This is a genomic window from Sphingobacterium sp. DR205 (assembly GCF_011064245.1).
Taxonomy (GTDB): Bacteria; Bacteroidota; Bacteroidia; order Sphingobacteriales; family Sphingobacteriaceae; genus Sphingobacterium; species Sphingobacterium athyrii.
Map to the genome: position 1 here is coordinate 3979852 of NZ_CP049333.1, position 12270 is coordinate 3992121.

General features: G+C 38.6%; 13 protein-coding genes. 11 read left to right on the forward strand and 2 right to left on the reverse strand.

The genetic code is table 11. The features are described 5' to 3' along the window. Positions 1–4: 4 nt before the first annotated feature. The 10 genes from traJ (at position 5) to G6053_RS17175 (ending at position 7020) form a co-directional block, all read left to right on the forward strand. Positions 5–988, forward strand: coding sequence for a conjugative transposon protein TraJ (traJ, locus tag G6053_RS17130; protein ID WP_165307410.1), 984 nt, complete (start codon positions 5–7; stop codon positions 986–988). A 21-nt stretch (positions 989–1009) separates the two neighbouring features. Next, a complete protein-coding gene (gene traK, locus G6053_RS17135; protein ID WP_165307412.1) occupies positions 1010–1633 on the forward strand; it encodes a conjugative transposon protein TraK in 624 nt (207 codons plus the stop codon). Between the two features lie 12 nt (positions 1634–1645). After that, a complete protein-coding gene (locus G6053_RS17140) occupies positions 1646–1927 on the forward strand; it encodes a nitrogen regulatory IIA protein (RefSeq protein WP_165307413.1) in 282 nt (93 codons plus the stop codon). Further along, positions 1917–3245: a conjugative transposon protein TraM gene (gene traM, locus G6053_RS17145; RefSeq protein WP_165307414.1), complete on the forward strand. Its 1329-nt coding sequence runs from the start codon at positions 1917–1919 to the stop codon at positions 3243–3245. Before G6053_RS17140 ends, traM begins: the two co-directional genes overlap by 11 nt. 22 nt (positions 3246–3267) lie before the next feature. After that, the gene (gene traN / locus G6053_RS17150) at positions 3268–4179 is read left to right on the forward strand and encodes a conjugative transposon protein TraN (RefSeq protein ID WP_165307416.1); all 912 of its coding nucleotides are present in this window, start codon (positions 3268–3270) and stop codon (positions 4177–4179) included. Next, positions 4176–4733, forward strand: a complete 558-nt coding sequence (locus tag G6053_RS17155; protein WP_165307418.1) for a conjugal transfer protein TraO — start codon at positions 4176–4178, stop codon at positions 4731–4733. Before traN ends, G6053_RS17155 begins: the two co-directional genes overlap by 4 nt. A gap of 11 nt (positions 4734–4744) precedes the next feature. Next, positions 4745–5176: a DUF3872 domain-containing protein gene (locus tag G6053_RS17160; RefSeq protein WP_165307419.1), complete on the forward strand. Its 432-nt coding sequence runs from the start codon at positions 4745–4747 to the stop codon at positions 5174–5176. Between the two features lie 67 nt (positions 5177–5243). Further along, positions 5244–5762, forward strand: coding sequence for a hypothetical protein (locus tag G6053_RS17165; protein ID WP_165307421.1), 519 nt, complete (start codon positions 5244–5246; stop codon positions 5760–5762). A gap of 183 nt (positions 5763–5945) precedes the next feature. Further along, positions 5946–6188, forward strand: coding sequence for a hypothetical protein (locus G6053_RS17170; protein ID WP_165307423.1), 243 nt, complete (start codon positions 5946–5948; stop codon positions 6186–6188). 4 nt (positions 6189–6192) lie between these two features. After that, the gene (locus G6053_RS17175) at positions 6193–7020 is read left to right on the forward strand and encodes an SOS response-associated peptidase family protein (protein WP_165307424.1); all 828 of its coding nucleotides are present in this window, start codon (positions 6193–6195) and stop codon (positions 7018–7020) included. A 144-nt stretch (positions 7021–7164) separates the two neighbouring features. On the opposite strand, the gene dnaE is transcribed toward G6053_RS17175, so the two are convergent. Together dnaE and dinB are read right to left on the reverse strand one after the other, a co-directional pair. Next, on the reverse strand, positions 7165–10209 hold the full coding sequence (gene dnaE / locus G6053_RS17180) for a DNA polymerase III subunit alpha (RefSeq protein WP_165307426.1): 3045 nt from the start codon (positions 10207–10209) through the stop codon (positions 7165–7167). 3 nt (positions 10210–10212) lie between these two features. After that, entirely contained in the window at positions 10213–11361 is a 1149-nt protein-coding gene (dinB, locus tag G6053_RS17185) for a DNA polymerase IV (protein ID WP_165307427.1), read from the reverse strand. Between the two features lie 79 nt (positions 11362–11440). Between dinB and G6053_RS17190 the strand changes: the two genes are divergently transcribed. Continuing rightward, positions 11441–12217, forward strand: coding sequence for a LexA family transcriptional regulator (locus tag G6053_RS17190; protein ID WP_165307429.1), 777 nt, complete (start codon positions 11441–11443; stop codon positions 12215–12217). The last annotated feature ends 53 nt before the right edge of the window (positions 12218–12270 follow it).

Genomic DNA, 12270 nt, shown 5'->3' on the forward strand with positions numbered 1-12270 from the left:
TATCATGGAATACGAGAATCTACACGAAATCTTGCGCTCACTCTATGACGAGATGATCCCACTTTCTGCTGATATGGCTGGGGTGGCAAAGGGCGTAGCTGGTTTAGGCGCGTTATTCTATGTAGCCATAAAAGTCTGGCAAGCACTCAGCAGAGCCGAACCAATTGATGTTTTCCCATTATTGAGACCATTTGCACTTGGCATCTGCATAATGTTCTTTCCAACAATTGTTTTAGGATCAATCAATGCGGTACTAAGTCCAGTGGTTAAGGGAACCCATGCGATGCTTGAAAATCAGGTCATTGATCTGAATGCTTTGCAAGAAAAGAAGGATAAGTTGGAATACGAGGCCATGATACGAAATCCTGAAAAAGCCTATTTGGTTTCGGATGAAGAATTTGACAAGAAACTTGAAGAATTGGGTTGGTCACCAAGTGACCTTTCTACCATGACGGGCATGTACTTTGAACGGGAAATGTTCAAGCTGGGAGAAAAAGTAAAAGACGCTTTCCGGGAATTTCTGGAGATATTGTTCAATGCCGCAGCACTGGTGATAGATACCATCAGGACATTCTTTCTGATCGTTCTCTCCATTTTGGGTCCAATTGCCTTTGCGATAAGTGTCTGGTCAGGTTTTGAGTCAACATTAACACAGTGGTTTACCCGTTACGTCAGTGTGTATCTATGGCTTCCTGTTGCAGACTTGTTCAGTGCGATCCTTGCGCGGATTCAGTCATTGATTTTAGAACGAGATATCGAAAATCTATCTGATCCTTCATTCCTTCCGGACACGACCAATACGGTCTACATCATATTCATGATTATTGGTATTGTGGGATATTTCACTGTCCCTACGGTCACGGGCTGGATCATCCAGTCATCCGGAGCCGGACACTTCACCCGTAATATTCAACAGGCAGGAAGTATGGTCAGCGGCGGTGCAGGTGCTGTTGCGGGAAATATTGGTGGTCGATTATTAAAAAAATAACAAATCTATAAAATTGAAAACATGGAATTTAAAACCCTAAGAAATATTGAGAACAGCTTCCGCCAAATTAGACTATATGCTATCATTTTCGCGGTATTATGTATTTCAGTTGCAGGTGTTGCTATTTGGAAATCCTATTCTTTTGCCGAAACTCAACGGGAAAAAATCTATGTTCTTGATGGGGGGAAATCATTGATGCTGGCGCTTTCTCAAGATGCCAGTATCAATCGCCCCGTCGAGGCGAGAGAGCATGTCCGCCGGTTTCATGAGCTATTTTTCACATTGGCTCCGGACAAAAATGCTATTGAAAGTAATATGAAACGGGCGTTTAATCTTGCAGACAAGAGCGTTTTTGACTATTACAATGATTTGGCTGAGAAGGGGTATTATAATCGCATCATCAGTGGTAATGTTCAGCAACGTATAGAAGTCGACAGTGTAGTCTGTAACTTCGATGCCTATCCCTATTCCGTAAGAACATATGCCACCCAATTTATCATTCGTTCCAGCAATTTGACTAAGCGAAATCTGGTTACATCGTGTAATCTGCTCAACTCGGTTCGATCTGACAATAACCCCCAGGGTTTCAACATCGAAAAGTTTGCTGTAGTTGAAAATAAGGATCTGGAAGTCGTAGAACGTTAAATCATAACAATTATGAATCTAAGAACAAAGATTGAGAATCGCATAAACGATCTTGATGACCGTTGGCGAGAACTGCCTGTTAAGAAACAGCGAAAATACACGGTATATTTCTTTTTATGCTATACCATTCTAACACTAATAGTTGTTGCGAAGGTATGTGTAGAAACTGGCCAAGTCGAAGAAGAGGTAGCAATCAGACATATTGAAAATCCAGTTTCAAAGAAAGAAAAGTCCTCGCAACAGACGAAGGACAGCATTTCTACTAACTTAAAAAATAATAATCATGGAAAATAATGAAAACAAGAGGATTAGTATCCTGGTCGAAGAGCCTGACCAGCAATCCGAAGATTTAATCAACGGTAATGAAAAGTCCAAATTGGAAAAGTTTAAAAAACCGATCATATACCTACTTATGGGCATTGTCTTTCTAGGCTGTCTGTATATGATCTTTAAACCGATGGGCAAGGCAAAAGAAGAGAAAGATGGTGGTTTAAATGGAGCTGTTCCACAGGCCACAAAAATAGGCATGCAGTCAGATAAGCAAAAAGCCTATGAACAAGCCCTGATAGATGAGAAGAATCAGGAAAAAAGGAACATGCTTACCTCATTATCTGATTATTGGATTGAAGACAAAAGTCAGCAGATGAACGATTCTTTCCCAAACAGAGGCCAGGAAGCCTACACATTAGAAAAAACTTCTCCGAGTGCGAATCCTGCACTAAATAGTTATCGTAATGCTCAGGCAACGCTTGGTTCATTTTATAATTCGAATGAAAGTTATGAATCCAACGCATTGCGTAAAGAAATTGAGGGGTTAAAGCAACAGTTAAGTGAAAGGGATGCAAGTCCTGCTCCACTTACTGTTAATGATCAATTGCAGTTAATGGAAAAATCCTATCAGATGGCAGCAAAATATCTACCAAATACTGGGAGTGACAATGGGTCGGTCGGAACGGATAGCACAAACCGAAAGAACCATTCGCTTCAAAAGGAATCATTCGCAACCGTTGCACCGCTCCACTCGAACGCAGTGTCAGCACTATATCGCGAACCCACGGATAAGGAATTTTTGGACAATGTAAATGGAGAAAGAAACCGGGGTTTCTACACTGCTGGGCTTACCGAGCAGATTTCAACCCCAAAAAACAGTATCCGTGCGAGCATCCATGAAACGACAACTGTTACCATCGATGGTTCCGTTAAATTACGATTATTGGAACCTGCAAAAACGGCTGGCTTCACTATTACGTCTGGCACGATCGTTACTGCTGCTGCAAAATTCAATGGTGGACGTCTGCAATTAAAGATTTCTTCCATCGAATCCGAGGGAAATATCATTCCTGTTGATATCAGTATTTATGATCTGGACGGACAGTTGGGATTGAATGTCCCCTATTCACCTGAGATGAATGCATTAACTGAAATCGCTGCCAACATGAGTCAATCCTCTGGAACAAGCATTATGATGACCCGATCCGCAGGACAGCAAATCGCAAGTGACTTGTCCCGCGGTGCTATACAGGGAGTTTCCGGATATTTTTCAAAGAAAATGCGGACCCCAAAGGTCATGCTTAAAGCTGGCCATCAGGTATTTCTTATTTCAAAAAAATAACTCTTAAATGTAATTAAAAATTATGAAAACGATCATTAATAACATATTTGTAATTCTTTGTATACTCCTTATCTGTAATAATTTAAAGGCACAAAGTGCATCAATTACAGAACAGCTTGATATGGGTAAAGTTGAACCTTATCATCTTACTGTTACTTATAATAAGACCACACATCTTATCTTTCCATCAGCTATCCGCTACGTAGACCTAGGGAGCGAATATCTCATCGCCGGAAAAGCCGATGATGCCGAAAATGTATTGCGGATAAAAGCTGCAGTGAAAGATTTCGAAGAAGAGACCAACTTTTCGGTGATTACTGAAGACGGCAGGTTCTATAATTTTAACGTCTTTTATAGTGGCTATCCTGAATCGTTGAACTATGACCTACTGACCATGAAAAGGGCATCCGACAGGGAACAGGGAAATGATGTACTGTTTGAAGATCTAGGTAAAGACTCACCATCCTTTGCAAGCCTGATTATGGAAACAATTTCTAAAGAAGATCAACGTCATATCAAACATATTGGCAGTAAAAGTTTTGGAATACAGTTTCTGTTAAAGGGGATCTATGTCCATAATGGTAAATACTATTTCCATACTGAGTTACGCAATAAGAGTAGCGTCCCCTATCAGATTGATTTTATAACCTTCAAGATCATAGACAAAAAAGTGGCAAAACGCACGGTGATACAGGAAAGGGCAATTCAACCCCTGCGTACATATAAGCCATTGACAGCCATTGAAAGTAAAGAATCCGGCCAAAATATTTTTTTATTAGATCAATTTACAGTGGCAGATGATAAAGCCTTGGTCATTGAAATATTCGAAAAAAATGGTGGGCGTATACAGACGTTACAAGTTGAAAATTCAGATCTGGTTAATGCGCAGATTATAAAAGAAATGGAATTGAAAATCAAACAATTAGGGCTATGAAAAAATTTATAATTGCTGTGATTCTCACTATAGTAAGTTTTCACATAACACAGGCACAGCGTATGTTATCAGGGCAAAAAGGCCTTGAAATTGGCGGTGGTTTATTATCCAAGAGTATTAAAAGGGACTATTTCTACAACATCACCTTATCAGTGCATACCAAAGGTGGTAGCTACTGGATCTGGCGGGCAGAATATAACCATCAATTTTCAGACTATAGGGGTTTGCAAATTCCCCTGGAAACGTATACCGGTGAAATTGGCTACAGTATAAAATTACTAAGTAATCCCCGAAAAAACCTTGCCTTAAATGGTGGACTTACAGCTGTTGCAGGATATGAAATGATTAATAAAGGAGATAGTTTGCTATTCGACGGAGCAAAAATCCTTAGTCAGGACAATTTTATTTATGGAGCTGGTTTCGATCTGTCTTTGGAAACCTACATCTCCGATCGTATTGTATTTCTGCTTCATGGACGTTCAAAGCTGATATGGGGAACCGACCTGAAGCTATTTCGTCCTTCAGCGGGTATTGGTTTAAGGTTCAACTTTTAAAGATTAAAAAAATGAAAAGAATTAAAAATAAAATAAAAGCAATTGTAAGGTTAGTTCTGGTTGCTTTGTGCTTAACGCTAGTTTCTTGCAATAGTGAGGAACTGGAGGTACAACAAAATTTTCCATTTGAGTTAAGAATACTTCCAGTTCCAAAAGAAGTCGCAAATGGACAAACAGTTGAGATAAGGATCGATATCCAGCAGCTCGGAAGCTATAATGAAGGAGAATATTATCTGCGCTATTTTCAATTTGACGGCAAGGGAACCCTAAAGTATTTCAATGATCCGCCCTACAAACCCAATGATGTTTATCTGATCCCCGACAGAGAATTTAGACTTTATTATACGTCTTTATCTACCGTATCCCAATCCTTCAACGTATGGATAAGTGACAATTTTGGAAACGAAAAACAGGTCAGTTTTCAATTTAACAATATCGATTAAATATGCGAGAGGCAGCACCTGAACTATTACTGCCTCTTTCTTAAAGTTTAAAACCAAAATAAATAAAATGATTATCCAGAAAAACGATTTTAATAAAATGTTCGAATTTCTAAAAGAAGTGCGTTCAGAAGGTGAAAAATATGTTGCCTTTGAAGATCATTCTCCAGTAAATACAGAATCAGTCAAAACATTCACTACAGCATATGAAGCTCAGGAGTTCTGCTATGAAAATGCAACAGGGGATAATGTGTTCAGCTATCTATCAATTTCATCTGCATGCCAGGCGATGGCTGCCGCTTTAAAGGATGAGACCTTATTAATATGTAAAGACGGATTAGTTGATATATCCCTTACAACCCTGTTGTGGGTTGAACAATCTGAAAATGAGCAGCCGGATATAGATCATAAACAAAAAAACATGTTTGAAAGCTTCCAAACAAATAAGAATAGAAAAAAGTATGAGGTGCGCGATGAAAATAAGAATGAAAGATCGTCTAAGCAAAAAAATCATAGGCAAGCGAAACAAATTTCAAACGTGAAATATTCGAGGAAATCCACAAAAAACAAAGGAAGATTAGGATTTTAGGGTACGATAATTCTTATAATATAATAGAATATAACAACTGCAATAACAGGGCTGTTTCGATCGAAAACAGCCCTTATTTCATTTATTTTGATATAACTTTTGGTACTATATTTAACATTAGTAAAGACACATTTTTCCATTAAAAATGGTAAATTTATATAAGATCAATAATCCTTCAAGCACATGGGTAATCTCTTTGATAACAAGAAGTTTGAAATTGAAATCGACGGCTTGAAAATTGCTGTAATTGAACATAGGTTGAAGGATCAGCAGGTTTTTCGATTAGTTTTTGATGATCAAAGAGCCCCATTGGTAATTACACTAGCCAAAACGTGGGCTGGTGATCTGTGGACAAGTATCCCACAGGGAAGACAAAAAGAAGCAGAACTATTCGGTAAGGAGATAACTAAACATTTAAAAAAGTAATTATATGTGTTATTACAACGGACAACGAGTTTCAAGAGACGAGTTTATTCGTCTAATGGATTTGGAAAAGGCGGTAATGAATTATGATTTTTTAGATCAAGAAATCCATGAAGGTTTTAACTACGGAAATATTGCTGTTTTGAAACCAACTGCGGACAAATGCAATTTTGACATCGTTCAGATGGAATGGGGTTTTATACCTTTCTATGTAAAAAACAGAGAGGATGTTAAGAAAATGCGCTTTGGTTATAAAGATGGAAAAGGAAAATGGCATCCGGCGTATACTACTCTTAATGCTAAGGGAGAGGAATTGTTACTTAAGGACGAAAACACGGGAAGGGAAAAAATGTTTCGCAAGGCGGCTTTAGAACGTCGCTGTTTAATTCTTTCCAGTGAATTCTATGAGTGGCGTCATATCTTTCGTTTGAACAAAAGAACTGGCGAACCATTAAAAACTGCCGATAAATTTCCTTATCATATAGGTCTCAAAAACAAGGAATATTTTTTTATAGCTGCAATATGGCAGAATTGGACTGACCAGGACACAGGAGAAACAGTGGATACGGTAGCTCTGGTAACTACGGAGGCAAATCCTCTAATGAGACAAATTCATAACTCAAAAAATCGCATGCCTACAATGCTCCCAGATGAATTAGCTTGGGAATGGATGATGGAAGATCTTAGTGAGGAACGAATTACCGAGCTTGCAACTTATCAAATCAGTGCATCTGAAATGGAAGCATATACAATAGAAAAGGATTTTAAAACAACGGGAACTCCAACTAAAGCATTTGTCTATACAGAGGTTCCAGAATTAACATATGAGGTTTGACGGATTTGTAGCAATCCTTACTTTTTGCCGATTGTAAAATTGTAGTTTTAAATCATATCACAGTTCCAACAAGGTTCTACACTTTTTTTGTATAAACCGCATTTGGTATATCATTTAGCGAGAAATCATCAATAGTATTTAGATCTACAGTTTTTTTCTCGGAAGTCCAATCTCATGCTCCTGTGGATAAGGGGCTCGAAAAGTCATACTGACATCTTCTTTCATTCGCTGCTGTGCCTCATATTTCTTTTCCTCATCGTGAGCGTATCTTGGATCAGCAATAAAGGGCATCTTTGCCATTTTTGTAATGGTTATCGTAGGAAAATGAAAATCTACTTCCACAACGCCGAGCAGCAAATAGCAGCCTCCTCCCTGAAATGGATATTTTTCAAGGCAGTCAGGAAAATGGGCGGTATCAAAATAATTTCCGTCCACATCTATCCATGTTCCAAAATACATCGTTCCCCTTTTTGTAGGAACATGTTTCCTTGAAATCAGATAGGCAAGCATCTTTACCTCCTTTTTGTGATGTTCTGTAAGATTTTTGGCCATGACCGTACCTCGATATTTCGTCTGCAGCAGATCAAATGGTGTACACGATACAGGAAAACTTAATATCTCAATCTCGTCAAACGCATCTTCAAAAATATTCCGCTTCAATTCCGGAAACTTGTATTCCTTTATAGGTTCCTCAAATAGCATCTGAAACCTTTTCTCAGGTTTAAACTCTCCCAATAAAAGCCGGGCTTTGAGTAGCAGTTCATTCTTGGGAACCCCACTAAAACGGAATGCTCCAATAAAGATCAATGTCTGCAAAGTTTCAATGCCAATCGGAATTCGTTTTATAAAATCTTCCATCGACCTATAGTCTCCATTCGCTCGTCGTTCCTGCGGGATTAATTGGGCAAGTTTTGACTCAACTTTCTCCAATAGCATGAGACCTAAATAGATCTCATTGCCGTATATGGTAGTAATAAATTCGCTCTTGTTAACACATGGATTCATAATTTTGCCGCCGGACATCTTTGCTTCATGGACGTATACTTCGGTTCTGTAGAATCCCCCCATATTATTGATAGCGCACACCATAAATTCTAAGGGGTAGTAGACTTTGAGATACAAACTCTGATAGCTTTCTACCGCATAAGACGCTGAGTGTGCTTTACAAAAAGAATACCCTGCAAAAGATTCGATCTGCCGGTAGATCTCTGCACTCAGTGCTTCTGGGTGTCCCTGTTGCTTGCAAGATGCAAAAAAATCATCCTTAACTTTTTGAAGCGCACTTAAAGACCTACCTTTTCCGCTCATTGCCCTTCTCAGGATATCACCATCCGCAGCTGATACGCCACCATAATGCAGTGCAATCTTGATGACATCTTCTTGGTATACCATGATGCCGTACGTTTCACCCAGCTGCTGTTCAAAAACAGGGTGAAAATACTCAAACTTGTCAGGGTTGTTGTGGCGAAAAATATATTCGCGCATCATCCCAGACTGAGCAACTCCCGGGCGTATAATTGACGATGCAGCAACCAAGACTTTATAGTTATCACATTTCAGTCTTCTTAAAAGCCCCCTCATTGCTGGTGATTCTATATAGAAACATCCGATTGTTCGGCCTTGACTTAAAAACTCATTACATGCTTTTTCGTCCTTTGAGATGGTGGTATCTTTAATATTTACTTTGATCCCTCTTTTTTCTTCAATCAACTTAACCGTATCGTTGATTGTACCCAATCCTCTCTGTGATAGAATATCAAACTTTTCGAAACCAATTTCTTCTGCTATGTGCATATCCCATTGCACAATGGGAAAACCTTTGGGCGGCATTTCGAGTGCTGTGAAATTTGTTAACGGCTCTTCTGAAATAATAATGCCACAAGAGTGCATGGAGCGTTGGTTTGGAAATTTCTCTAATAATTTTCCATACTTCTGCACCTGTTTTACGATATCATCGCGAAATACTCTTTCGGGATATTTGCTTAATTCGTCCAGCTCCTCTTTGGGTAAACCAAAGGCCTTTCCAACTTCACGGATGATCGAACGGTACTTAAATTCCACATTCGTACCACAGAATGCTACATACTCCTTACCATACCTATTGAAAATATAATCTAAGATAATATCTCTGTCCTGCCAAGACCAGTCGATGTCAAAATCAGGCGGACTCTTGCGATTTTCATTTAAAAAGCGTTCGAAATAAAGATCAAGCTCCAAAGGACATATATCTGTAATACCAAGACAAAATGCAACAATACTATTTGCACCGCTTCCACGACCGACGTGCATAAATCCCATACTGTTGCTGTATCGTACAATATCCCAGGTAATTAGAAAATAACCGCTAAAGTTCAGTTCATCGATAACTTTCAATTCTTTTTCAACTCGTTTTGTTGCAGCTTCATGGTTTCTTCCATATCGCCTTTCTAACCCTGCGAAAGCCAACCTTGTTAAAAGCTGCAAATCATCCTTCTTTGAGCCTGTGTAAAATTTTCTGTTCCGTGGAGTTTCAAAAGCAAAGTCAAAACTACACTGCGAAAGTAATGAATTGGTATTGTCGATGATTTGTGGATAATTCCTGTAGGCATCCAAAATTTCTTGCGGCGGACGAAAATATTCTTTCTTGGAACACACTTCACTTTCCGGTAATTTAGAAAGCAATTCATTGTTATCAATTGCTCTGAGAATACGATGGAGATTATACTCTTTTTTAGTGCTAAAGGTTATCGGGTGAAGTATAACCATTTTGAAAATAAGTTTTTTATACTGTGGCCGGATCAAGAGATTTAGTTCCTCTTCACGAATGCCTATAAATTCATTTTCATTCAGGATTTCTGGGATATTGGTTAAAGGATAAATGATGAAATTATTTGGCAATTTGGGTTGCAACGGTAGCTCAATATGATCACAATTATACGAAGTCAGCATTCTATTTACTTCTGCCAGCCCTTTAAACTCTTTAGCAATGGTTATATAATATAACTCACTTCCCTTACGAACTTCAACCCCAACTATGGGTTTTACACCTTTTTCTTCACATTTATTTTTGAATTCATAAATGCCCGTAACCGTATTTATATCTGTTAACACAAGCTCTTTGATACCCAATGCCGAAGCCTGGCACACTAGGTCGTCGATCGCTAGCGTACCATAGCGAAGACTATGATATGAATGACAGTTTAAAAACATATTCTAACGTAAAAAGCTATAACCAACAGCCCTGCCTACCGCATCTTTACCGAATCGCTTCTTAATATTATCCATCGCCTGGTATAAGCTGATAAGCTCAGCATTATCTTCAAATAGATCCATCTGGTAATTCCCGTGGACAAGATCAGTAAATCTTAAACCGACCAAACGAAGACGCATCCGTCTTGTGTAAACTTTCTCGAAAAGTTCCAGTGCAACCCTTGCTAGCGTATGATCAGAAGATGTATAAGAAACCCTACATTGTTTAGACTCCGTATCGAAGTTGGAATATCGGATCTTGATCACTACAGTTGAAGTCAGCCATTTCTCATGACGGAGCTGATGGGCAAGTTGCTCTGCCATACCTGCAATGAGACCTTTGACTTCCTTTACATCCATCGTATCACTGCTAAAGGTGCGTTCTTTAGATATTGATTTCCTTTCCGAATACGGAATAACAGGCGTGTCATCAATACCATTTGCTTTTTTCCATAGATCAGTTCCATTTTTTCCGATCATCTGTTGGAGAACTTCTACAGGCATTTCAGCTAAAGTACCAATGGTTCTGATTCCTACTCTTGAAAAGAGCTGAAATGTTGCATTCCCCACCATTGGCATCTTTTTTATCGACAATGGGTTCAAGAAGGAATGAACACCAACAGGTGGTATTTCCCGATGACCGTGAGGCTTAGATTCGCCCGTACCAATTTTGCTGACCGTTTTATTGATAGAAAGCGCATAACTAATCGGTAAACCTGTCTCCTTTTCAATCTTTGCACCCAACTCTTTCGTCCATTTGTACGCGCCGAAAAACTTATCCATTCCCGTAAGGTCAAGATAAAACTCATCAATGGAAGCCTTCTCCATCACCGGAGCACTCTCCTCAATCACCTCCGTAACCTTGTGGGACAATTTAGAATAAAGTTCCATATCCCCTTTCACCACTTTAGCTTGTGGACAAAGACGCAATGCCATTTTCATTGGCATGGCGGATCTTACGCCAAATGTCCGGGCTTCATAACTACATGAAGAAACTACCCCCCTATCACCACCGCCAATAATTAATGGGATACCATTTAAACCGGAATTTACCAGCCTTTCGCATGACACGAAAAAAGTGTCCAAATCTAAATGTACTATCGAGCGCTCCATTTTTTTACTAATTTATTTAGCAAAATTGGTAAGTTTTATCACAATTTACATTACATTTGTTGTGATAAATTGTCACAAAATGTCAACACTCTCAATTCTAGCGGATAACATAAGGTTTTTGCGTCTTAAACAGGTACCGAACCTCTCACAAGAAAAAATTGCTGAGAAATTATTAATTTCCAGAGATTCGTACGCAAAATATGAAACAGCGAAGTATACCCCACCTTTGGATGTATTGTTAGCTATTTCCCGATTTTATCACATTAGTACTGACCTATTATTAACTGTTGATCTAAGAAAATATAAATTGGAAGAGATGCTTACTCTACCAGATAACAGGATCTTGCTTCCGATAAAAACAGATGCAATGGGTGAAAATCAAATTGAAATTATTCCTTATAAAGCATCAATGGGGTATTTAATAGGCCATTCCGATCCTGGATATATTGACAATCTCCAAACCATGTCAATGCCATTTCTTCATAATGGAAAATATAGGGCATTTCCAGTTGAGGGTGATTCGATGCCACCTTACAAAGACGGAAATTATATTATTGGCCAATATGTTGAAACTCTCAGTGATCTTAAAATAGGAAAAACCTATGTTTTTATAACGCGTGAAGGAATTACTTACAAAAGACTGGAAGATCAATCTTCTGCAAAGGTTAAAGTTTCTGCTGATAACAAATTCTATGAATCATACGAAATTGCAAAAGAGAATATTTTGGAAATATGGGAATTTAGGTGCAGTATATCGACTGAAGAACTTGAAATAAGCAGTGGAGATTTGGATAATGAGACTATTATCAAAATGTTCAATGAAATCAAATCTGAGCTTTCTAAGCTAAAATCATAATTCGGTAATAAACTTATCAAAATATCAGGCTACTTCGGAAATAATCTATTGCG